This is a genomic window from Mycolicibacterium diernhoferi, assembly GCF_019456655.1.
Lineage (GTDB): Bacteria > Actinomycetota > Actinomycetes > Mycobacteriales > Mycobacteriaceae > Mycobacterium > Mycobacterium diernhoferi.
In genome coordinates this window covers 3911687-3935120 of record NZ_CP080332.1, presented here as the reverse complement: position 1 = coordinate 3935120, position 23434 = coordinate 3911687, and the positions used below count along the sequence as shown (strand labels likewise).

Here is a 23434-nt window from a genome sequence, read left to right as displayed (position 1 = left end):
GTGATGCCTCCCGGTTCGAGAACGCTACGCCGGGCCGGGTCATTGCAGCCGAACGAGCTCGCCCAGGCCGCCGTGATGGCGGCCCTGTGCGCGGCCATCGCGATCATCGCCGTCGTCGTCCCGTTCGCCGCCGGGCTGTCGCTGCTGGGGACCGTCCCGATGGGCTTGCTGGCCTACCGCTACCGGCTGCGGGTGCTGTTGGCGGCCACCATCGCCGGCGCGCTGATCGCCTTCCTGATCGCCGGTTTCGGCGGCCTGATGACCGTTCTCAACTGCGCCTACATCGGCGGGCTGACCGGCATCGTGAAACGCCGCGGCCGCGGGCTGCCGGTGGTGGTGCTGGTATCGATGGTGGCCGGCGCGCTCTTCGGCGTGGTGGCGGTGGTCGCGCTGCTGATCGCCTCCCGGCTGCGCGAGCTGGTCTTCACCGCGATGACCGCCAACGTCGACGGCACCGTCGCGATCTGGAGCTACATCCCCGAATTGCGGCCCGCCGCCGAGCAGTTCCGTGAGCTCTTCGGGTTGGCTCTGCAGCATTGGCCGATCCTGATCTTCGGCTACGGGCTGTTCGCCATCATGGCCGTCAGCCTGGTCGGCTGGTGGGCGCTGTCGCGGGTGTTGTCCCGGTTGTTCGGGGTGCCCGATGTGCACAAGCTCGACGTCGTCGTCACCGACGGGCCGGTCGCTCCGGTCCCGCTGGCCCTGCGCGACGTGGTGTTCCGCTACCCGGGCACCAACCGTGACGCGCTGGGTCCACTGAGCATGGATGTGCAGTCGGGGGAACACCTGGCCATCACCGGCGCCAACGGATCCGGCAAGACCACCCTGATGCTGCTGCTCGCCGGGCGCGAACCCACCGAGGGCACCGTGGTCCGCCCCGGCGCGGTCGGGCTGGGCGCCCCGGGCGGCACCGCGGTGATCCTGCAGCACCCCGAGAGCCAGGTGCTCGGCACTCGGGTCGCCGACGACGTGGTGTGGGGACTGCCCCCCGGCACCCGGGTCGACGTGCCCGGCCTGCTGACCGAGGTCGGTCTGGACGGGCTGGCCGAACGCGACACCGGCAGCCTGTCCGGTGGCGAGCTGCAGCGCCTGGCGGTGGCCGCCGCGCTGGCCCGCAAGCCCTCCCTGCTGATCGCCGACGAGGTCACCAGCATGGTCGACCAGCAGAGCCGCGAGGGTCTGATGTCGGTGCTCGGCGGGCTGACCCGCAAGCACCAGACCTCGCTGGTGCACATCACGCACTACAACGAGGAAGCCGAGGCGGCCGACCGGGTGGTCAACCTGACCGGCGGCTCGGAGATGGTGCAGTCCGCCGAGGTGCCCGAGCCCAGCGCCGAGGTGCACTCGGAGGTGCCGGTGCTGGAACTGCGCGACGTCAGCCACCGCTACGCCGACGGAACCCCCTGGGCCAACGACGCACTGCGGGACATCAACCTGGTGGTGCACGAAGGCGACGGTGTGCTCATCCACGGCCTGAACGGGTCGGGGAAGTCGACGCTGGCCTGGATCCTGGCCGGGCTGACCGAGCCCACCACCGGAACCTGCCTGCTCGACGGGAAGCCGGTCTCCCAGCAGGTCGGCGGGGTGGCGCTGTCCTTCCAGGCGGCCCGGCTGCAACTGATGCGCAGTCACGTCGGCCGCGAGATCGCGTCGGCGGCAGGGTTCCCCGCAAGGGACCGGGCCCGGGTGGAGGCGGCCCTGGCGACCGTCGGCCTGGAGGCCGCGCTGGCCGACCGCCGCATCGATCAACTCTCCGGCGGGCAGATGCGCCGCGTGGTGCTCGCCGGGCTGCTGGCCCGCTCGCCGCGCGCGATCGTGCTCGACGAGCCGCTGGCCGGCCTGGACGCCGCCAGCGCCCGCGGACTGTTGCGCCTACTGGAGGAGTTGCGCCGCGGCGGCCTGACCGTCGTGGTCATCTCCCACGATTTCGCCGGGCTGGAGGACCTCTGCCCGCGCACACTGCATCTGCGCGACGGGGCACTGGTCCCGGTCGCGACGGGAGCCAACTCATGAGTGCACAACGCAGACCCGTCGTGCTGCTGCGGCCGGTGCCCGGCGACACCGTCATCCACCGGCTCTGGGCCGGTACGAAACTCCTCACCGTGGCGGCGCTCTCGTTGCTGATGATGTTCTATCCCGGCTGGGTGCCCATCGCCTTCGTCGCCCTGCTGGTGGCGGCCGCGGTCATGCTCGCGCGGATCCCGCGGGGTGCGCTGCCGTCCATCCCCGGCTGGCTGTGGCTGATCGTGCTGCTCGGCGGGGTGACGGCGGCCTTCGCCGGCGGCACCCCGATCGTCGCGCTGGGCGGGCTCGAGCTGGAACTGGGCGGTCTGCTGAAGTTCCTGCGCATCACCGCGGTGTCGGTGGTGCTGCTCGGGCTGGGCGCCCTGGTGTCCTGGACCACCAACGTCGCCGAAATCGCGCCCGCCATCTCCAGTTTGGGCCGCCCGCTGCGGTTCCTGCGGCTGCCGATCGATGACTGGGCGGTGACCGTGGCGCTCGCGCTGCGCGCCTTCCCGATGCTCATCGACGAGTTCCGGGTGTTGTACGCGGCGCGGCGGCTGCGTCCGCGGGTGCGCCCAGAATCTCGCAGGGCCCGCCGCAAGCAATGGTTCGCCGAGGTGATCGATCTGCTGGCCGCCGCGGTCACGGTGTCGCTGCGGCGCGCCGACGAGATGGGCGACGCCATCACCGCGCGCGGGGGCGCCGGCCAGATCGCGGCCGCCCCGGCCCGCCCGGGTGTCGCCGACTACGTGGTGCTGGTGCTGGTGGCCGTGCTGTGCGGGGTGGCCGGCTACCTCGAAGCGGCCACCTTCCTCAAGACCACATAACCGCCCCGGCGCTTTGTCGGCAGCCGACAAACCGCACCCGGCCGATTGGCCTGTTCCGCAGCGCCGTCGCGTTGTGCACTGTCGATGATGGTGGCAGTACCAGCGCAACGAGGGTGGAGGTCAGGTAATGGTCGGCGTCGATCGCATCGGCGAAGGACCGCGCAGTGTCATCGTGGTCGGAGCCGGGATCGTCGGTCTGTCGACGGCGTGGTTCCTGCAGGAACGCGGCGTCGAGGTCACCGTGGTGGACCGCGCCGGGGTGGCGGCCGGCTCGTCCTGGGGCAACGCCGGCTGGGTGTCGCCCGCGCTGACGATTCCGCTCAACCAGCCCGGGACGCTCACGTACGGGCTGCGGTCGCTGTTCAATCCGGCGGCCCCGCTGCACATTCCGCTGCGCGCGGATCTGCGGCTGGCCCGCTTCCTGGCCACCTTCGCCCGGCACTGCAACCATGCCGGCGTCGAGCGGGTGGTGCGCGGCAACCACGACCTGAACATCGAGAGCCTGGAGGCCTTCGACGTGCTCGTCGCCAACGGGGTCGACGCACCGGTCACCGACGCCGCGATCACCGCCCTGTTCGAGAACGAGGCGCAAGCCCGGGAACTGCGCGCCGAGATCGACGTCCTGGAACGGGCCGGCCTGCCGGTGCAGACCGAGCTGCTCACCGGGGACGCCCTGCGCGACGCGGTGCCGCTGGCCGGCCCGACCGCCACGGTGGCCCTGGCCGTCGAGCAGCAGCGCTTCATCGACCCGGGCCGGTTCGTGACCGCCCTGGGCCGGGCGGTGGTCGAACGGGGCGCCACCCTGCGCACCGAGCGCATCGTCGACATCAGCACCGCCGGCCGGGTGGTGTTGCGTACCAGCGCCGGTGAGGCGCTGACCGCCGACGCCGTCGTGCTGGCCACCGGTGCCTGGCTGCCCGATCTGGCCCGGCGCTGGGTCCGGGTTCCGCTGCGCGCCGGGCGCGGCTACTCGTTCACCGTGCCGCTGGAGCGTCCGATGCCCGGGCCGATCTACCTGCCCACGGTGCGGGTCGCCTGCACGCCCTACCACGGCGGCATGCGCGTCGCGGGCACCATGGAATTCCGCGGGCCCGACGATCCGGTGGTGCCCGCCCGGGTGCGTTCCATCGTCGATTCGGCGTCCCGGTTCCTGCACGGGGCGCGCTGGAGTGAACGCAGCGATGTCTGGGTCGGGCCTCGTCCGGTGACCGCGGACGGTCTGCCGGTGGTCGGGCAGGTCGCCGACGGGCTGTATGTGGCCGGCGGGCACGGCATGTGGGGGCTGGCGCACGGACCGGTCACCGGCCGGATGCTGACCGAGCAGATCACCACCGGCAAACAGCCCGACGCACTGCGCGCCTTCGACCCGCTGCGCTGAAGCTTTCCTCCCGTCGTCAGGGGCGGAGAACCCACCCGCCCCTGACGACATACCTCTGCCGTTACGGTGGGGTCCGTGACACGTCGTTCCGTCGATCCCGACTTCCTTGCGCTGCCCCGCCGGGCGCTGGCCGATGCCGCGCTGTCGGCGGCCCGCGCGGCCGGTGCCGGCTACGCCGATCTACGCATCCACCGGCTCACCACCGAGGTCGTGCAGCTGCGCGACGGCGAGCTGGAGACCTCCACCCTGGACCGTGAGATCGGGCTGGCGGTGCGGGTGATCGTCGACGGCACCTGGGGCTTCGCCTCGCACGCCGAACTGGACCCGGCGGTGGCGGCCGAGACGGCGCGCCGCGCGGTCCGGGTCGCGACCACGCTGGCGCCGTTGAACGCCGAACGCATCGAACTGGCCGCCGAACCGGTCTACGACGATCTGAGCTGGGTGTCGGACTACCGCATCGACCCGTTCACCGTGCCCGGCGCGGACAAGATCGCGGTGCTGGCCGACTATTCCGAGCGGCTGCTGGCGGCCGACGGGGTGGACCATGTGTCCGCCAGTTTGCAGGCGGTCAAGGAACAGACCTACTACGCCGACACCTTCGGCACCTCCACCACCCAGCAGCGGGTGCGGCTGCAGCCGTCGCTGGAGGCCACCACCGTCGACCCGGCGGCCGGCACCTTCGAGACCATGCGCACCCTGGCCCCGCCGACCGCCCGCGGCTGGGAGGCCGTGGTCGACGACAGCGTGTGGAACTGGAGTGCGGAGCTCGCCGAGCTGCCCGCGCTGCTGGCCGAAAAGGTCAAGGCGCCCAGCGTCACCGCGGGGCCCACCGACCTGGTGATCGATCCGACGAACCTGTGGCTGACCATCCACGAATCCGTCGGGCACGCCACCGAATACGACCGGGCCATCGGCTACGAGGCGGCCTACGCCGGCACCTCGTTCGCCACCCCGGACAAGCTGAACAGCATGCGGTACGGCTCGCCGGTGATGAACGTGACCGCCGACCGCACCGTCGAACATGGCTTGGCCACAGTTGGTTTCGATGACGAAGGGGTGCGTTCACAGAGCTGGGACCTGGTGCGTGACGGACTGTTCGTCGGCTACCAGCTCGACCGGGTGTTCGCGCCGCGGCTGGGGGAAGCGCGCTCCAACGGCTGCTCCTATGCCGACTCCCCGCACCATGTCCCGATCCAGCGGATGGCGAATGTGTCGCTGCAGCCGGGCGCCGAGGACCTGTCCACCGCGGATCTCATCGCGCGGGTGTCCGACGGCATCTACATCGTCGGCGACAAGAGTTGGTCGATCGATATGCAGCGGTACAACTTCCAGTTCACCGGGCAGCGGTTCTTCCGGATCCGGGACGGCAAGCTGGACGGGCAGCTGCGCGATGTCGCGTATCAGGCCACCACCACCGAGTTCTGGGGGTCGATGGAAGCCGTCGGCGGGCCGTCCACCTGGCGCCTCGGGGGTGCGTTCAACTGCGGCAAGGCGCAGCCCGGTCAGGTCGCCCCGGTCAGCCACGGCTGCCCGTCGGCGTTGTTCCGAGGGGTCAATGTGTTGAACACGCAGGCGGAGGCCGGCCGATGATCGCCGCACAGCACGTCGTCGACCAGGTGCTGGCCGAGGCCGCCCGGCTCGGCGGAGCCGATGAGACCACCGTCATCGTCACCGACCGGGCCGACGCCTCGTTGCGCTGGGCCGGTAACTCAATGACCACCAACGGTGAATCGCAGGCCCGCAGCACCACGGTGATCTCGGTGCTGCGCCGCGGCGCGGACGCGCACGTCGGCTCGGTCAGTTCCACCGAGGTCGACCCGGCTGCGCTCAGCGCGCTGGTCGCCGCCTCCCAGCGGGCGGCCGCGTCGGCGCCGGCGGCCACCGACAGTGCGCCCGCGTTGCCGGGCGGAGATGCGCCGCCGAACTGGGATGCCCCGGTGCCCACCACCGGTTCCGATGTATTCGCCGATGTGGCAACCGGTTTGGTGCGCGGCTTCCGCGGTGCCGACAAGCTGTACGGCTACGCCCGGCACGTGTTGTCCACGACGTTCCTGGGCTCCTCGACCGGGCTGCGTCGCCGCTACACCCAACCGACCGGTTCGGTGGAGATCAACGCCAAGCGCAACGGCGCGAGCGCCTGGGCCGGGGTGGGCACACCGGATTTCTCACGCGTGTCCACCGATGCCCTGCTCGACGAGTTGTCGCTGCGACTGGGCTGGGCGCAGCGCACGGTGGATCTGCCGGCGGGACGGTACGAGACGCTGATGCCGCCGTCGACGGTCGCCGACATGCTCATCTATCTGGGCTGGAGCATGGACGGCCGCGGTGCGCAGGAGGGCCGCACCGCGCTGTCCGCGCCGGGCGGGACCCGGGTGGGGGAGAAGCTCACCGATCTGGGGCTGACCATGTACTCGGACCCCACGGCGCCGGGCCAGGAATGCCAGCCGTTCGTGGCGGTGTCGCGGTCCTCGGAGCAGGTGTCGATCTTCGACAACGGGCTCGACGTCGGCCGGGTGGACTGGCTGCGCGACGGGACGATCAACGCGTTGGCCTACCCGCGTGCGGCGGCCGCGGAATTCGGTGCGCCGGTGGCGGTTCCGGCCGACAACCTATTGATGACCGGTGGCACCGCGTCGCTGGCGGACATGATCGCGTCCACCGAGCGCGGGCTGCTGCTGACCACGCTGTGGTACATCCGCACCGTGGACCCGGCGGTGCTGCTGCTGACCGGGCTGACCCGCGACGGGGTGTACCTGATCGAGGACGGCGAGGTGACCGCGGCGGTGAACAACTTCCGGTTCAACGAGAGCCCGCTGGATCTGCTGCGCCGCGCCACCGAGGCCGGGGTCAGCGAGCCCACGCTGCCGCGGGAGTGGGGGGACTGGGCGACCCGGGCGACCATGCCGTCGCTGCGGATCCCCGACTTCCACATGTCCTCGGTGAGCCAGGCGCAGTAGCTCAGCGGACCTCTGGCTGTCGGTGCCGGGTGCTATCCCTATCGGCAGTGAGTCGAGATGGAGGTCTGGCATGACGCAGGTGGAGATCGACCAGGACCGGTTGACGCTGGGTTCGGTGACGGTGACGTTCCAGCGGACGCTGCGGATCCCGGAGACCGGGCTGCATCCGCTGCCGCCGGGGCTGGGCAGGTTCCCGCTGCGGCGGGTCGCCGACTACCCGGACACCGCGCCGGCCGACTGGCTGGCCCGCGGCGGCATCATGCTGCCGATCTTTCAGCGCGAGGCGATGTGGTTGTCGTTCGACGCTTTCGAGCCGGCCGCGCTGCAGGTCGGGGTGGGCAAGGTGTGTGCGGTCAGCGGGCTGCCGTGGATCGACCATCTGACCGGGGACCCGCAGAACTACGTGCCGCTGCCCACGCAGCCGTGGCTGGACGGCATCAACGCCGGCGCGGGCTTCATCCGCCAATTCGTGGCGGTGCCGCTGGGGTCGGGGGCGACCGTCGAGGGGCAGGTGACCGGGGAGGAGACCCACGGTGGGGTGCAGCTGCGTGCAGTGGGGCTGACGGCCGAGGCGTTGGAGCGGTGGCGGGAAGCGCAGCGCGTGGTGCAGTGCTCGCCTGCCTCGATAATGGAGTGCGACGAGTTGGTCGCGTGTGAAGGGCCGGCAATGGGGCTCGGTGCCGGTGGGCGGATGCGCCAGGAGGTGTACTCCGATGAGCGCCCGCTGGCCGACTACGACCAGAGCGCGGCGCTGCGGGTGTTCGTGCACCTGTGCTCGGCCGAGCAGTGGAACGCGATCACCGGGGAGCTGCCGCCGCCGACGCCGGTAGACCGGGAGGCCTACATGGATGCCGGGTTGCCGTGGTTCGACTATTACGACGCCGACGAAGCGGATGTGCTCGCCTCGGAGATCCTGTCCAGAATCAAGAGTGTCGGCAATGTGCTTGGCCAGAAGGAGGATCCGTTCGTGCCGGTGGACCCGAGCACGGTGGTGAAGCTGGGCGCCGGCGGTGGTGATGTGGTGGCCGACGGGACCTGGTAGCTCAGGTCGTAGCGGCCTTCTTCTTCAGGACCAGCATCGGCAGCACCAGGGTGGCTATCGCGGTGACCAGCCAGACGATGACGGTCGCCGCGATCCACGAGCCGATGCCGCTGATGCTGATGCCGCTGGAGAACAGCGAGGCCAGGATCAGGGCGGCCAGGGTGGAGAGCAGGCCGATGCCACCGAGGAACGCCGAGGCGTACCGGTTGGCCATCTTGAGGAAGAAGGGGGAGAGGATGCCCTGGGCGACGGTGAAAATGACCACCGCGGTGAGGAATCCGAGCGGGCGCAACGTCATGCCCGACACCAGCCACGAGGCGACCAGCAGGCCGATCGCCGAGGAGCCCAGGAACACTGCGATGCGCAGCAGGAATCTGATCACCCGGTGAGACTAACCGGGTTGTATGCCGCTGGGGGGTGCTGTGCGAACATAGGTGCCGCATTACGCGTCGGGGCGGTAGCTCAGTTGGTTAGAGCCGGGGACTCATAATCCCTTGGTCGCGGGTTCGAGCCCCGCCCGCCCCACTGCAGAGCGTATTTCTAAAGATTGCTGGCAACAATCCATCGTTTATTCATCGCTTATAGCGCGGTCCAGCAGGTCGGCCACCTCGGTGTGGACCCGGCCCCGCGCCATGTACCGGTCCTGCGTCATTGACACTTTCGAGTGCCCGAGCTGGTCAGCACCAATGCGTGCAGACAGGCCGCCGTCGTCAATCAGTGTCGCCACCGTCTTGCGGAATGAGTGGCTGGTGACTCCGGGGACGCCGAGCGCCTCACGCACACTGCGCCATGCTTTACCGAAGTTGTTCGGGTCGCGCCAGGTGCCCGAGGTGGCCGGGAAAATCATGTCCTGTTCGCCCGCGTACTCGCGGCCGTGCCGGGCGGTGAGCATGTCGACCGCGAACTTGGGGAGCGCGACAGTGCGCAGTCCGGCGGCCGTCTTGGTGTCCTCGACCCGCTGCAGACCGTAACCAGTCGCGCGGACCAGCTTGCCGGTGACGCTCAGCGTTGCCGCGTCGGCATCAAAGTCCGACCATTGCAGGGCCAGGAGCTCGGAGCGGCGCAGGCCGGTCGCGATCAGCAGGATGATCGGATCGGCCAGGTCACGCGTAGCGCAGTAGTCCGACGACCGCACATCAATCAGCAGAGCGCGCACTTGCTCGGCCGTCAGCGCGGCAGCGCCCTTGGGTGCAGCTCTCGGCCTGATCGTGTTCACGTCGCGCACCGGGTTGGCGGTCAGTGCGCTGGCCATGACGGCGAGCTGGAGACCACCGCGCAGAATCGTCTTGGACTGTTTGGCCATCGTCGCGCCGTGCGCGGTGCGCATCGACCGCAGCGCGGCATCCAACCGGGCCGTGGTAGCCTCGCGCACCCGCACACCACCAACGAACTTGCGCAGCTTCTCTGCGGTGAACGCATAGGTGGCCAGCGTGGCGACTGACCTCCCGTCCTCGGCCAGTCGACGCAGGTGCTCATCTACCAGCGTCATCACCAGCGTGTCGGGTCCCACGGCGTCGGAGACACCCGGTGCCTGACGCTCTGCCAGCGCGGCGATCAGCGCGTCCTCAGCGAGCTTTCCGTACTGGTCGAACTCATCGAGGGGGCCACGTCGTTCGACCGTGCGAGTGACTCCGTCGTGATCTCGGTACCGGCACCTCGCCACCCAGACGCCGTTGGCCTTCTTCGTCCGCGAGATCCTTCCATGCTGGCCGATTCGCAGTGGGGGCCTACCGGCCATGAGCGCCTGGCTCGCCGAGAGCTTGAAGTAGCTCTTCCTTCATTCGGCGTGTGATTTGACCGCGCTTCTGCCGGTTGGCTCCTTCCCCGGCAAGCTTGTCGCGGTGGATGGAGAAGGCCTCCCCCCACAGCGCGGCAGATGCGACGGCCAGTTCTGCATATGACAGATTGAGTGACTTTTCGATCTTCCGCTCTGGCGCGCCTGACTGCGCGAGAACCGTCCTTACAGTGTCTGGGGTCACCGCCTCGAAGAGTCGGCCTACCGACTGCTGAGCGGATAGGTTCCGGCGACCCGCCAACTGCTTCAGGACGTCGGCGAGAATGAACGATGGCACATCCTCGCTCCTGCGAAGGAATGGGATGGAGAAATCTCCCTGTGCCGTCGGAGGGCTCGCCGAGGTTCGCCGAGGACCAGGTTGTGCTGCTGCGCTGGCCGATTTCGGCGGCAGGATCTGCTCGCACAAGATCGAGACAGCTGCGCTCTCCGACAGGCACAAGCCGCCATTGACCCGGATCTCGCCCCCATCGGTGTGGATGAGCTCGGCGATTGTGGCCGATTGACAACCGACGTCGCGAAGCGCGCAGCACAGGGCGATCAGGGTGGGAAGAGACGGCGAGCCCAGCCCCCGCTCGAAATCTGCCGCCCTCGATTCTGCCCAGTTCAGACCGCGGTGGCGGGCGGCCACGGCTAGCCGATTCAGGGTGATGCCAGCGTCTGTGCGCAGTCTTCTGAGGTTCTTGCCGACCACAACGCGCAGCTCTGCAGGTGTCTCGTCGACCATGACCATAACGCTACCGAGATCCGGGTTGCCAGACAACCCGGCGCGCGGTAGGCTGGCCTCTAGCAACCAAATATTGACTTGCGTGAGTCCAGTTTTGATGGGAGGCGGCGGTGAAGGAATCACTCGCACAACCAGCCGAGGTGGCCTGCTACCTGCGAACTACCGCCGCCGCACTCGCTCAGATGCGCTGGCGTGGAACGGGTCCGGCGTTCATTCGGATAGGTCGCCGTGTGCTTTACCGGTGGGACGACGTCGAAAGCTTCCTTGTAGAGCACCGTTGTAAGGAAGGTGAGCGAAGGGAGGGGAATCGATAGTTACCGTTAGCGACATCCGTGGCTTGACCTAGCGCCGCGCCACGTTGAGTTGCAAGGATCGGACCGCCTCTGGGCGGGGTTGGACAGAACTACGTACTCACAGTTTAAGGAATGAAATGAAAGATCTATATGGCCGGACTCCGGCGCAGGTAGAAGACGACCGTAAACACGCTCTTGCCGAGGGCACTCTAAGTGCTTGGCGTATCGATCAATTCGTCCGCGATCTCCAACGGGGCGGGCGGATTGACCAGCAAGAGCTGGACTCTGTGCTAGATGACCTTGAAATCTGCGTGCAACGGTTGAAGCTCGTTACGATCTGGAGTGTCGAAACGTCGGGAGGCTCTGAGGCCGAGGCTAAAAAGGCCTTCAGCTTCTATAGCGACGGTACGCCCGTTGTGGAGCTGGCCGGTGATCTCGGTTGGCCTGCAGACTTCGACGCTGAGGACTTCGAGCCTGCGGACGAAAACGCGTACGTCGTGCCCTGGCTCCCGTCGTACGCATACCCAGTTGGTGCGATGGGGCCGAAGCCGCCCAACTGCACGGTCGTAATAAACGAACCAGCGCACGATTGGTTCGATATGGACGAGGGCGAGGACGACAACGGATGAAACCGAGTAAGCGCCGGACGGGACTGAGCCCACCCTTCGACACGCCCGGGGGAGAGCGTACGGCTGAAGGCCAATAGTCCTTCTGCATTTAGATATCGGCCTAGTGCTGGGCTCATGCAAAGCGCATCTTTGGTTCGCCCGTAATTTTTCAAGGTACGTAGCGTCGTTGAATCTGCGTGGCCTTAGGGCGTCCGAACTAGAAACCGCCGGTGCTTGGTTTCGACTGCCCAGTTTCAACTGTGCAGATGCCGATTATACATACGCGCCGTCGTCGAGGAGCGGCTCAAGCATTCGAGCAGTGTTCGGAGTTGAATGGAGTGCGTAGCTTAACTAGTTGTGCAACAGGGATTTCGGGTAGACACGGGGGCATGTTTGTGGATTCTGGTGATGTCAGGTGACATCTTTCGGCCTAGAGAATCCGCTCGCCAGAGCGCAGGTACCGTTGGAACTGCGCTGGCGTCCTGACCAATTGTTCCCGGTGTTAGAGAAGCTGCGACCCGTGCTCCCGCCTGGTTTGACAGGCGAAATGCCATGGTCTATCGCAAGTGTCGCCCGTTCGCTTCTGGTGGTTTACAAGCTCACAGGGAATGGGGTCCGCTACAGCCGGAGGAAGAATTTCTACCCTCCGAAGCGGTATGCAGACCAGTACTACAGCTACCACTACGTCACGAAGGCCGTAGATCAGCTCGCCGACCTCGGGCTCGCCAAGGCGTTCACAGGCTATTGGTACAACTCGGCGAATCGGGGCTGGCAGTCAACTGCAACCGCCACCAGCGCCCTGGTGAACCTGACCGGCGATGTCGTTGAACGGCGCGAAGGACGGGGTGAACCTGAAAGGTTCGAAGCCATCGTCCTGCGCAAGAGCAAGGATGACCTCGACGGCGAAGATATCTCCGACTTGAAGGACTATTCAGACACCGACGAGGTCGCCAAGATGCGGGTGCAAGTCGAGGTCATCAATACCAGTCTTGGGACGCTCGACGTGTGGGTGGGGAGCGGCCAGACGTTCGGAACCGTAAGGGGACGAAGGATCTTCAACGGTACCTTCGACCGTGGCGGGCGCTTTTACCTGCAGGGAGACTCGGTCCAGAACATGCCAAGGCGTCACCGGGCGTGGGTGAGGCTGCAATTGGATGGGGAGCTCCGCGACACGGTTGAGTTGGATTACAAGAGCCTGCATCCCGTGATGGCATACACCCAAATGGGGCTGCCGATTCCGGTAGGGGACCTCTACGAGATAGAGGGCTACGACCGAGACGTCGTGAAGCGGGCATTCCTCATCATGCTCAACGCCAGAGATCTTCCAAGTGCCATGAAGGCTCTGACGCATCACCTTCGTACGTATGCGGAACATAGAACCCTGTGCGGAATAGAATCCAGTTCAGGGAAGCTGCCGAGGATCGTTGCCGAGTACATTGTCGAGGCAATAGCAGAGAAGCATGAACCCATCAAAGAGCTGTTCGGTTCAGACTGTGGAGCCCGGTTCATGCGGACAGACTCCGACATGGCGATCCAAGTCATGCTCCAGATGATCGAGAAGACAGGACGCTGCCCACTCCCGGTGCATGACTCCTTCATCGTGGTGACAGAGGATCAAGAAGACCTCCAAGCCACGATGCTGAAAGTAGCTGGGAACAGAGGTCTCGACCTCCAAGTGGACAGGAAGAGCTAGAGATTGACCCGCCGACACCACGATTGTCATCAGCGATCTCTATCTATTAGGGATACACAGGCAGTGACCTGCGGTTTTTCTCGCCGGGACTGAGGGCCGATGTACGTGTGCCTCAGGAGGGTCGCCAGGGAGGCTGTGTCGTTCCAGGGGGTTTGCCGAGCACCCCTGAACGGGGCCTTCTTTGAGCTGCCCGTGGTCCGATGCTTGCCCAGCCGTTCAGCCGGTCTCCCAGATCCGAGCAGAGGTGCAATGCGCCCACCAACGGGCCGCGATCCTGGTGCTGCGCAAGCGCACCAACACGTCCTGACCGGGTTCCTCACCACCGCCAGCATCCTGATCTTCATCCTCGCCGGGGTCGGGGTGTTTGTGGCCACCGACAAGCTCGACGAGGTCCGCCAAGCCCAGGAAACCCAGGATGCCGACCGGCTGAACACCATTCAACAATGTGCACAGGCACTGGCCGCGAAGAAGACCCACCCCGAGATCACACTGACACTTCCCCTCGTGTGCACAGCGCTTCCTGAGTAGAGGGCACCCAGTTCGTCCATACGGCTGCCGCTGAGGGGTGTGACCCCAAACGGCTTAGAAAGTCGGTCTACGGGCCTTCTGGAGCCCTTTAATGGCGGTATCTAGGGCAGTGAGCATGGCGGGTTCCTAGATCGATATCACCTGGGGGAACCAGCGGAGGGGAAGACCGATAGACACCGAAGCTATTGTGGTACTTAGGAATATCTTCCATGCATATGTAACACCTACACATCGATACGCCCATCATGCCGGATCTTCTCCGTCCGGTTCAGCCAAGCTGTAGATGGCCGCTCGTCGATTCCCCGCCAGTCCAGCTCTTCCCTTGGAGAAGCGGACCAGAAAACCCCTGTCGGACAGTGACTTCAACGTCCGTGAGGCCGTCATCGGGGAGATTCCTGCATACTCGGCGACGTCCCTGGCCGGGCAGGTCACTCTGGTCAGGCGGCGGCGTTCGGTCTGGGTAGCGACGTAGCGCATCACCCCGCTCTCTGTGGGGGTGAAGCTATCCTGCCCGGTATCCAGCCTGTCCTGCCATAGGTATGCCCGCTCAACGGCGTCAGAGCGGAGGTCGTCGGTGGTCCGCAGGGCTCCACTGAACATGTTCTCCTCAGCGCACCGCCAGGCCTTATCCAGCGCTCGGTGTGCGGCAGCCTCTGAGGAGTTGTGGACCAGCATCTGTTCCCACAGCTTGTGTCTGGCCCACCGTCGCTTACCGTTGGCGATCTTGCGCCTCTGGCAGCTGGTGACCTCTCCGATGAAATCGGCTTGGCTCCAGCCTCTGGCCTGGGCGCACATCGCGATTCGAAGCATGGTGCCCCACACAGCCTGCGGGGTTAGCGGTTCTTCGGCGACCCCGTAGATCAGCCGGTCGACGGCCCACTCTGGCAGCGCCCTGGGTAGGGAGGGATCGGTGCTCACGGTGCCACCACCGTCTGGGCGCGCAGCTCGTCGAAGCGGCGGATTAGGGGCTGGTCTACCACCCAATACTTGGCCGTGTTACAGGACACGCAGCAGGGCACGACGTTGTCGAGCGTGTGGGTACCCCCGGCCCGCACACAGACCACGTGGTCGATGCACTCGAACGCGCCGTCTGGGCAGTAGACGCACCTGTCGCCGTGACGGTCTACTAGATCGGCTGGTGTAAAACATTCCACGACGGCCGGGAGCCTGTATTTCCGTGATCGGATTTTGTAGCTATGGCTCCAGTCATAACCTTGTCGGCATACCCCGCACTGCGTCCGGTAGCCCGTCGGGCGACGCGAGTCCTTCGCCATCTGGCATAGAAGCTTGGTCTGGCCACAGGTTCTGCAGTCCCTGCGCTCGAAAAACTCTGGTCCCCAGGTGAATGGCAGCCTCATAGCGCACCGCCATCGGTGGTAGGGCCGTCGCTGGGGACTGCTAGGTCCAGCTGCTGATGGGGCACGGCGGTGCCCGCGCTGTCGAAGCCCGGAGACGTGGTGCGCGCCTCCCGGTCCTGAAGCCACTGCTCAACCACGGCCTCGCGGTAGAAGACTCGTTGGCCTATACGGATATGGGCTGGCCATCCTGGGTCTAGGAGACGCCCTCGAAGCTCGCCGCTTTCCGAGATGCCAAGCTGTTCGGCCAGTTCCACCCGACTGATGAGTTTGGATAGAGGCATGATGCCGCCTTTGCGGACCGACGATGGCGGGCCCGTTCACCGGAGCTGGCGGGTGTACCGCTCCAGTACTTCTGGCAGCAATGACGCCTGTTCACAGGGTTTGGGTCTCGGAGGCGCAGAAGACGACGGCTGGTGCGCGCAGCCGCAACCCAGCGGCCTGAGACTTCTCGGAAGTGTGAAACGCTGCGCTGAGGTCGCGGGCTCAGGGCCTACAGCGCTGTGACAGCGCAAGTCTCACAAAGTATAAAAAGGTCTGTGGGACAACAGATGTAGAGATACGGATTGGAGTCCTTGGGGAATAACCGACGCTAGGTCGTCGTTGTAGTTGTGTTGCCCGCTCCCGGAGGGTCCCGCCAGTGAAGGCCGTGTCACCACAGTTCCCGTTCCCGTTCCCGTTCCAGTACGCCTCAGACCACGATGGGGATCGGTTCGTGATCGTCGACGAACGCGATACCGACATGACCGGCTGGCGGATTGAGTGCCGGACCTATGATGGCCGCACCTACATCTCCGAGTTCCAGCGGGCCACTTGGTGGCTCAGCGGGGGCGAATGGTGGAACGGGTTGGGCCTCGGCGAGACGAGGAAGCCCTGGAGCGCCCTCTGCGACCACCACGATGAGCTGGTTCGCTGGGTCCCTCCGGGCGCAAGCGCGTTGATGTAGTCGGCAGGCCCACAGAAGATTGGCACTGGACTGCGAGCAATCCGCTAGATGTCGAAGACCTCGAATCCATAACGCTGCAGGGGTTTAAGCACCTCTGGTGCGCGCGCTGCGGCTACACCGTCAAGGTCCTGTCTTTCTAGCATTGCTTGAGCGACCGCCAGGTACCAGATCCCGTTGTCATGATGGAGAACCGCGTATGCGAGCACCGGGTAGAGGGCTTGTGACATGCCCGACACGTCCGCCCGCAGAGCGTCTCGGCTGTAGTAGTTGGCGAAGGTGAGGCTCACGGTATGAACTCCGTAAACAGAGCCATCCTCAGCGAAGTTCAGGCACCCCGCCGGATCGTTTGAGACATATCGAAGTGGCGCGGTTCTGTCACGCACCAGGCTAGGAATACCGCAGGTGGCCTCTGCCCAATCGTAGACCTCGGACCTTCGTGGTTCGCCGTGACTGCTGGGAATGCCAATAGGGATCGAAGCTAAGACGCACAGAGCTGTCGCCAGCCCAAGGAGGGTTGGTTGCGCGCGCATCGTATGGGATGGGAGGTTTGTCATGGTCCGATGGTCCAACCCACCTCAGTGCAAATCATGGGCCTACCGCTCTGCGTCTGCGCGAACGGTCCAGCCGCCCCATAGGTGTAAGGGCAAGGTGATCCAGGCTTCCTCACCCCAACAAGGTCACCGCCGAGAGGCCCATCCCAGATCATCTGCTGTCCGCCTGAGATGACGTGACAGACAAAGACTCGGCCAGCGCCGTCCTGGCCATAGACGTACCTGATTGCGTCAGAACAGGGCTGTCCGACAGTGACATTAGAGTGCATGCCAGGAACAGTCTCGCGTGCCGCCGTTGACTGCGATGCCCGGGTAGTCGGTGTCGAGCTTTCTGTGCTTCGAGGAACCGAGGCTAATCCCGCTCTGTCAATAACGAAGCCGAAGTCCTTTAGGGGTTCCAGATCGTCTGGCCCGTACCCTGCCGTGGATACGAACACCCAGGTCGCGCCAGAATCATCTTCAATGGTCGCAAAGTAGTAGCCCGGTAGCCCACTGTTGAGATCTGAGTGCATAGCTCCGACGTCTTGGTACACCCCAATGGCCATATTGATAGATGGGTTGAACGCACGGCAGAACCAGGTTTCATCCGCATTCGCCATGCTTCCGTTGGCCATGGGCGTAAGCGACTGATCGGCACACACGCTCGGTATCCAGTCGGTGAACGCATTAGTCGTTGTCGACGTAGCGGATACCGATTCGAAGTTCTGGGTTGGTCTAGGGCCCGAGCTGGAGCACCCCACGACCGCCAACGAGATCAGCAGCATCAAGGCATACCGGGCTACCATCCGGCCCTCGCTTTCCCCGCCACAAATATCCTGAATCGGGATAATTCTAGGCGCACGGTGCGCTATCGCAGTGGAAAAGTCGATCTACTCGGACGAGTATCGGCAACTCTGCACGCTGTTGCGCGATAAGCATTCAGAATTGGACGTTGGCGGACTCATACCCATGGTCGTTGCCGTGACAGTGGGTAGCATTCGCCCCATGCCGCTGAGAATCGGTGACACTTTCGCCGGGTACCGCGTTCTGCGCCTGCTTGGCTCGGGCGGAATGGGTCAGGTGTACCTGGTCCAACACCCCCGTCTCCCACGTCAGGAGGCACTGAAGGTACTTCGTCCTGATCTGTCGCAGGATGAGTCGTTCCGCGAACGGTTCACACGGGAAGCTGACCTGGCATCAGGCCTACGGCATCCCCACATTGTCGGCATCCACGACCGGGGTGAATATGAGGGCCAGTTGTGGATCGCGATGGACTACATCGACGGCACCGACCTCGCTGAACTACTAGGGCAGCGATATCCGCAGGGAATGCCTGTTGGTCATGTCTTGCCGATAGTCACCGCCGTGGCCGGGGCGCTGGACTATGCCCACAAGAAGGGGCTCCTGCACCGAGACGTCAAGCCCGCCAACATCATCGTTGCTGACCTCGACACCGACGACCCCAAAGTGTTTCTGGCCGACTTCGGGATCGCCCGTCCCCTCGATGACACCTGCGGGATTACCACCACCAACATGACGGTTGGAACCGTGGCCTACGCGGCACCCGAACAGCTCATGGGCGAGCCCATGGATGGACGTGCCGATCAGTACGCCCTCGCTGCGACGACCTACCACCTGTTGACCGGCTCGCATTTGTTCCCGAACTCCAATCCGGCGGTTGTCATTAGCAGGCACTTGAACACTCCACCACCGTCATTGGCCTCGATCCACAGTGGTCTGGCGAGCCTGGATCAGAGCATTTCTGTAGCGCTGGATAAGGACCCTGACCGACGTTATGCACGGTGCGTGGAGCTATCGGACTCGCTTATTCTGCGGTCAAATGCTGATGGTTCGGTTTCGGGGTCAGCGCAGACAGCGTTCGCACGGGCCGCTACGCCGTCGAGAGATCCGAATCTAGGACTGCACAGTCGGAATTCGGCACGCTCAAAGCGGACCGTCAGGTCGGTTGTCCTGTCCTTATGCGCGGCACTTGCTCTGGCTGCACTGATTCTGGTGTGGAGACCTTGGGCGGCCTCTGATGCGTCGTCATCGGATCTGGGCAGTACTCCAGTTCTGCCGCCTTCTGCGTCCAGCTCCCCAGAGGTTTCGTCAGTGCTTGAAACTACAACGCCGCCACCGCCGGAGTTTCCGGCGTCGTCGATTGACTCGATACTTCTGACACCGGCTGACATCACGGCCCTCACAGACGGTGTGTTTGACGGTGATCCGCCTGGTGGACGAGCTGTCGAACTACTCAATTCGTCCCAAGGCACCTCAGACAACACCCATGCAGCCGACCCGTCGGCCTGTGTGGGGGTGCTCCACGGTGCTGAGCAACAGGTTTATGCCGGTACCGGTTACGAGGCAGTCCGTGACCAGACACTTGGTAAGACCATCTCGTATATCGACGATCTGGTGCAGCAATCCGTCGTGATCTTTGCCTCTGCGGAACAAGCGCAGGCGATCCTCGACTCATCGAACGTGCGCTGGAATGAATGCGCGGACGGTCACCCGACGGCCTATTCGTCGGATTCATCGGTGGATGAGGATCTCGGCTACGAGAGAGGATTTAGTTGGTACCTAAGCGATCCTGCCAGGACGACATCAATGCTCACCATGCATATGACAGCGGCCAATGTGGAGAACGCCCAGACACCAGCTTGCCAGGTGGCGCTCGGGATCCGCGACAACGTTGTGGTCCAAACCAGGACATGCCGGGATGTCGGAACGACGCGCCCGTTCGGCTCGGGCAGCCAGATCCCATCACGACCAGATCCATCAATGGCCGGTGACTACGCGGAAAGGCTGGCCAACGCAATGCTCAACCGAGTTGGAGGTTGAGTCAAAGCCCTGCGCAGAACTAGCGAGGTGTCTTCAAATAGACCTCATATGAGGGTCTCGAAAGGTTGTCGTAGAAGTCTAAACGTGTCGCGTGTGGCGTGCGTAAGGAGTTCAAGCGCCACGTCCGCCATGCTCGATCTACTCGAAGCGTCGACAAGCCTACTCACGCAGGAGAATCGAATAGGAAAGGAATGTGGCCACGGCTTTCTGTGCCTTGCGCTGGGCTTGCTTGTACTCCCGCGCCCAGCGTCGGCACCGGTTGCAGCGGCAGCCGTAGTAGGTGTACCCGGTGGACGTGCCGTGCAAGTCGTGGTCATCGGAAATGCCACGCTCGATGGCTCTATCGCGAGACTCTGTGCGCTGCACCGTCTTTCGGACGGCGGCGTGCTCCGGCGAGCATGTCTCCGGTGGTCGGCCGCGGGTGGTAGGAGCCGCGAACTTCCGGCCGCAGACCAGGCATTGCCTCATTGCTCATTCCTTTCTGTCGGGTGTTGCGAAAATGCAAACACCGGGTTGGGCCCGTCGCCATCTTGTCGGCTTAGAGCGTCGAGATCTCATGCGAAAAACGAGAGGCCGATTAGTTAGTGGCGCGATTTCCCGCGGTAGTGACATTAAGGTTGCGAGGTAACATGCCAGCCCTCGCAAAAGCCACACAAATATTGGCGCGTGATATCCCATCTGCAGGCACCCCCATCCGCTTCCGCGATGGCGCGCACGAATCTCGCATCCTTCAACGCTAACTTCGCGTCATTCCAGTCGCGGTATCGCCGCTTGCCGGATTTCCCGCATCTGGCCCAGTTGCGCTTGGGCCTGCGACTTCTCGGAGGGGTATTTTTCCTCACGGCACTTAGCCTCGTTGTTGAATCGTATTTCATTGCTGATCTCCTTGTCCAGGTCGGATATGTCCCAAATTTGGGGTAAAAAAAACCGGACACATCAATGTGACCGGCTGTCGAGCAATGCCCATAAACCAAGAGGGCAGTCAGTTATCCAAACGACTGCCGCAATTATTTCCCATTTCGACACAATGTCAAGCCACTTCATTTTGCAAAAAAACCGACCGAGAAGTCATATTCGATGTTCGACTTTATGTCGACGTGCCACTTCTCCGGCGGGAACGCATATCGCGCGCATGCATCGGACTCGGGACGTGAGTGTTCAAAACTTGAACACCTCTGCGGGGTGTATCGGTATATCGCGCGGACGGCCACGCTGCGGCGCGCGGGTGACGGAATCGCTGATCCCGTCACCCGGGATACTTGATCCTGGCGAGTATCCGTTCGCGCTTGACCTGCGGCGTGCGTTGCATTTCGCAACACCCGGCCGTCCGTCCGAACTCCCGCCGACGGTGATCGGCGAATACCGGACACCCTGCTGGCCCATCCTGCACCGCTTCACGGTGTGCGACGATAGCGTCCCGGGGAGTGGTGGACTTCGGATCTGGCGTGGTCCACGCATTACAATCACGCGAATCATGTTGAACGCTAGTCGATTTGATTTCGTTTGGCATGTAGCTACCGCCGCGTGTTTCTTCTCGATGACAGCCCGTAGCTCGTCCATGGAGACGTCGGAGAGATAGCGGCGGGTGATCTGCCACTCGTCGTGTGCTTCGATGACCACCGCGGTCTCCAGTTGTAGGAACGCGGCCGGGTTGGGGAAGATCTCGACGCCGTCAGCGCGGCGCTTGATCTCCTTGTTGAGCCGCTCGATCGGGTTGATCGACCAAATCTTCTGCCAGTGCGCCCGTGTGAACGCGGTGAACGCGAGCACGTCAGTCTTGGCCGCGCCGAGCATGGTCGCAAACTTCGGGAAGCTGAAGGCCAGTGTGTCGGCGCCTCGGCAAGGACGGTGAAGTACGACCACGAAATAACATTGACGTCCCTCAATGTTATGCGTTATGTGGGGATTCCAGGGAAACGAAGGTCCAAAGGTGTGGCTCCGCCGGACACTGCGGTCGTCTATCTCCGGGTGTCAACGTCCGAGCAGGCTGCCTCCGGCCTAGGCATTGAAGCGCAGCGTGCAACCGCACGAGTCTATGCGGATCGCAAAGGCCTACGGATCATTGAAGAGTTCTGCGACGAAGGCATCAGCGCCAAGAATCTCAAAGGAAGACCTGGAGCATTGGCTGCCCTTGATGCTGTGCGGTCTAAGCGTGCAGCCGGTCTGCTGGTAGCCAAGATGGACCGTCTAAGCCGATCGGTCGTCGACGGAGCAAGTCTGATGGAGTCGGCCCGTCGGGAGGGTTGGGCTTTACACTTCGCCGACCTTGACATCGACACCAGTACTCCAGCGGGGGAGATGGCCGCGAACATCATTATTTCCGGCTCCCAATACGAACGGCGTCTGATAAGCCAGAGGACACGAGATGCTCTGGCTGCCAAACGTGCTCGTGGTGAGAGACTAGGCGCAGTTCCTCGCCTACCGGACGCTGTAGTCGCCAGGATCCTCGCAGAACGGCGAGAGGGACGGACGTTTCAAGCAATCGCAGATGGTCTGACTGCTGACCGGATCTCGACGGCCCGAGGTAGATCGAAATGGTTTTCTGCGACAGTCCGAGCCATCACAGTGAGCCAGCATGTGGGACAGCGTCGGGCAGCTGCCTGATGATCTAGCCCCAGAGGTTCACTGCGAGTGCAACATCACTGTCAGATGCCGGAACTCAAACGTGAGCTTGCCAGACCGGGCGCTGGAAATCGGCCGCGACTCTTAGTGCACACTTACACGCCTATGCAGCTCTCGAACAGCTCATGGGTGAGGCCATAGATGGGCGGGCCGACCAGTACGCCCTCCCCAAACTCTCCTGATATCGATGTCAGCGTGGTCGTTGGGAATGAGAACGGGCGCAGCTTCGTCCTGGGGAATGTGGAGCGGATCGGGGACATGATCGCAATCTCGATGGCCCCTAACAATCCGTTTGGGGCGCATGCATGCCAGCAGGCGCTCGGGAGCCGAAACAACGTGGTGGAGGCACGTACCTGTCGGGTGCCACCGAACGCAGTGTCGATAGATGGACTGGAGCCCGCTGCCCCAGGGTGGGCACTGCCGGACGCGCAACAACTTGTAGCCGCAATGCTCGCCGAGGTCCGTTGACAGAATCGGGATACCTCCGCCACGACCTCGTCACCTGAGATCTAACTCGAAGCTCTCCCAGAGCGGCAGCCTGCAGCAATAGGGGCGGGCGCGGCTCGGCCTTGTGTGCGCCATTCGGGTGAACTCTCCGAGAAACGCCCCGATGGCCCAACGTCAGCGTCAATTGTTTGCTATAACTCGCACAGCGATTCCACAGCGCTCTAGTGGTGTGGGCACAGGACGCACCGAGGGAGCAGCAGTGGGGTCAGCCAGGTACATCGGTCGTGTCGGGGCGTTGGCAGTCGCGTTGGGGATCGGATCGGCGGTTGTTTCGGTCCCGGCGTGGGCGGAGACCGGCGATACCGACGCCTCGTCATCATCGGCCTCTCCGTCAGGTTCGGCAGCGGGGTCCGCCAGCAGTTCCGATAGCAGCTCGACACCGGGTGCGGCGGTCAATGAACCCAGTTCCGGGACGACGACAACGTCAGAGCCATTAACTCCACCTGAACCGGATGAGTCCACGTCAAAAACGACTGGTTCGCACTCGATCAAGTCGGTGCGTCCGCCCAAGCGCAAGCCTGACCGTAGAGCTGTTACGCCCGCTACTGCACAGGCTATCGAATCGTCGCGGGCACCGACCGAGTTGAAAATCGACGATGCCGGGACCGCGAACGAGGTGGCGGACTCCAAGCTGTCGACCAGCAGAGTGACGTTGAGTGTCGCGACCCCTGTCAGCACGGTATCCACCGAGCGGGTCGCCTCGGATCCTGTTCCCGAGGTGTCCGCATCCATTGGTACGGCGAAGGCTGAGGTGGTGGCCACGGTTGCCGCGCCTTCGCTAGCG

Annotated in this window: 19 protein-coding genes, 1 tRNA gene and 1 pseudogene; 13 read left to right on the top strand and 8 right to left on the bottom strand. The window is 64.2% G+C overall.

All coding sequences use genetic code 11. The features are described from left to right. The first annotated feature begins 3 nt into the window (after positions 1–3). The 6 genes from K0O62_RS18650 to K0O62_RS18625 all read left to right on the top strand — a co-directional run bounded on the left by K0O62_RS18650 (position 4) and on the right by K0O62_RS18625 (position 8208). Positions 4–2013 carry an ATP-binding cassette domain-containing protein gene (locus K0O62_RS18650; protein ID WP_073853828.1) on the top strand — a complete coding sequence of 670 codons (2010 nt, stop codon included), beginning with the start codon at positions 4–6 and terminating at the stop codon, positions 2011–2013. Then, positions 2010–2831 (top strand): CbiQ family ECF transporter T component, encoded by an 822-nt coding sequence (locus K0O62_RS18645; RefSeq protein WP_073853830.1) that lies wholly within the window; start codon positions 2010–2012, stop codon positions 2829–2831. Before K0O62_RS18650 ends, K0O62_RS18645 begins: the two co-directional genes overlap by 4 nt. Before the next feature lie 127 nt (positions 2832–2958). Beyond that, positions 2959–4209, top strand: a complete 1251-nt coding sequence (locus K0O62_RS18640) for an NAD(P)/FAD-dependent oxidoreductase (RefSeq protein ID WP_073853832.1) — start codon at positions 2959–2961, stop codon at positions 4207–4209. A gap of 75 nt (positions 4210–4284) precedes the next feature. Next, positions 4285–5799 carry a TldD/PmbA family protein gene (locus K0O62_RS18635; RefSeq protein WP_073853834.1) on the top strand — a complete coding sequence of 505 codons (1515 nt, stop codon included), beginning with the start codon at positions 4285–4287 and terminating at the stop codon, positions 5797–5799. Further along, the gene (locus tag K0O62_RS18630) at positions 5796–7166 is read left to right on the top strand and encodes a metallopeptidase TldD-related protein (RefSeq protein WP_073853836.1); all 1371 of its coding nucleotides are present in this window, start codon (positions 5796–5798) and stop codon (positions 7164–7166) included. The genes K0O62_RS18635 and K0O62_RS18630 overlap by 4 nt, the downstream gene beginning before the upstream one ends. Positions 7167–7236: 70 nt before the next feature. Then, on the top strand, positions 7237–8208 hold the full coding sequence (locus K0O62_RS18625) for a hypothetical protein (protein WP_073853837.1): 972 nt from the start codon (positions 7237–7239) through the stop codon (positions 8206–8208). A 1-nt stretch (position 8209) separates the two neighbouring features. Here K0O62_RS18625 and K0O62_RS18620 read toward each other — a convergent pair whose 3' ends face one another. Further along, entirely contained in the window at positions 8210–8590 is a 381-nt protein-coding gene (locus K0O62_RS18620; protein WP_073853839.1) for a phage holin family protein, read from the bottom strand. Between the two features lie 69 nt (positions 8591–8659). On the opposite strand from K0O62_RS18620, the gene K0O62_RS18615 reads away from it, so the two are divergent. Then, a tRNA-Ile gene (locus tag K0O62_RS18615) sits at positions 8660–8733 on the top strand. A gap of 43 nt (positions 8734–8776) precedes the next feature. Here the strand turns inward: K0O62_RS18615 and K0O62_RS18610 are convergent. Then, positions 8777–9946: a site-specific integrase gene (locus K0O62_RS18610; RefSeq protein ID WP_073853841.1), complete on the bottom strand. Its 1170-nt coding sequence runs from the start codon at positions 9944–9946 to the stop codon at positions 8777–8779. Next, entirely contained in the window at positions 9936–10727 is a 792-nt protein-coding gene (locus K0O62_RS18605; protein WP_131817365.1) for a helix-turn-helix domain-containing protein, read from the bottom strand. The genes K0O62_RS18610 and K0O62_RS18605 overlap by 11 nt, the downstream gene beginning before the upstream one ends. A gap of 430 nt (positions 10728–11157) precedes the next feature. Here K0O62_RS18605 and K0O62_RS18600 point away from each other — a divergent pair, with 430 nt between their 5' ends. The 3 genes from K0O62_RS18600 to K0O62_RS18590 all read left to right on the top strand — a co-directional run bounded on the left by K0O62_RS18600 (position 11158) and on the right by K0O62_RS18590 (position 13849). Beyond that, positions 11158–11649 (top strand): hypothetical protein, encoded by a 492-nt coding sequence (locus K0O62_RS18600; protein WP_073853847.1) that lies wholly within the window; start codon positions 11158–11160, stop codon positions 11647–11649. Between the two features lie 565 nt (positions 11650–12214). Then, entirely contained in the window at positions 12215–13321 is a 1107-nt protein-coding gene (locus K0O62_RS18595; protein WP_073853849.1) for a hypothetical protein, read from the top strand. A 249-nt stretch (positions 13322–13570) separates the two neighbouring features. Further along, positions 13571–13849, top strand: coding sequence for a hypothetical protein (locus tag K0O62_RS18590; RefSeq protein ID WP_073853851.1), 279 nt, complete (start codon positions 13571–13573; stop codon positions 13847–13849). Between the two features lie 243 nt (positions 13850–14092). Here the strand turns inward: K0O62_RS18590 and K0O62_RS18585 are convergent, their stop codons facing one another. Further along, the gene (locus K0O62_RS18585; RefSeq protein ID WP_073853853.1) at positions 14093–14767 is read right to left on the bottom strand and encodes a helix-turn-helix domain-containing protein; all 675 of its coding nucleotides are present in this window, start codon (positions 14765–14767) and stop codon (positions 14093–14095) included. Further along, positions 14764–15123, bottom strand: coding sequence for an HNH endonuclease (locus K0O62_RS29020; RefSeq protein ID WP_165636932.1), 360 nt, complete (start codon positions 15121–15123; stop codon positions 14764–14766). Before K0O62_RS29020 ends, K0O62_RS18585 begins: the two co-directional genes overlap by 4 nt. Positions 15124–15919: 796 nt before the next feature. Here K0O62_RS29020 and K0O62_RS18575 point away from each other — a divergent pair. Further along, entirely contained in the window at positions 15920–16150 is a 231-nt protein-coding gene (locus K0O62_RS18575) for a hypothetical protein (RefSeq protein ID WP_131817366.1), read from the top strand. Between the two features lie 44 nt (positions 16151–16194). On the opposite strand, the gene K0O62_RS18570 is transcribed toward K0O62_RS18575, so the two are convergent. Beyond that, positions 16195–16437: a hypothetical protein gene (locus tag K0O62_RS18570; protein ID WP_073853861.1), complete on the bottom strand. Its 243-nt coding sequence runs from the start codon at positions 16435–16437 to the stop codon at positions 16195–16197. A gap of 1119 nt (positions 16438–17556) precedes the next feature. Between K0O62_RS18570 and K0O62_RS18565 the strand changes: the two genes are divergently transcribed. After that, positions 17557–19521 (top strand): serine/threonine-protein kinase PknH/PknJ, encoded by a 1965-nt coding sequence (locus K0O62_RS18565; RefSeq protein WP_079244170.1) that lies wholly within the window; start codon positions 17557–17559, stop codon positions 19519–19521. A 1482-nt stretch (positions 19522–21003) separates the two neighbouring features. Here K0O62_RS18565 and K0O62_RS18560 read toward each other — a convergent pair. Beyond that, positions 21004–21351 (bottom strand): annotated as a pseudogene (locus K0O62_RS18560) (transposase); the annotation flags it as partial. 60 nt (positions 21352–21411) lie between these two features. Between K0O62_RS18560 and K0O62_RS18555 the strand changes: the two are divergent. Next, positions 21412–22125: a recombinase family protein gene (locus tag K0O62_RS18555; protein WP_073853866.1), complete on the top strand. Its 714-nt coding sequence runs from the start codon at positions 21412–21414 to the stop codon at positions 22123–22125. A 645-nt stretch (positions 22126–22770) separates the two neighbouring features. On the opposite strand, the gene K0O62_RS18550 is transcribed toward K0O62_RS18555, so the two are convergent. Further along, positions 22771–23412, bottom strand: a complete 642-nt coding sequence (locus K0O62_RS18550; RefSeq protein WP_165636933.1) for a hypothetical protein — start codon at positions 23410–23412, stop codon at positions 22771–22773. Between the last annotated feature and the right edge of the window lie 22 nt (positions 23413–23434).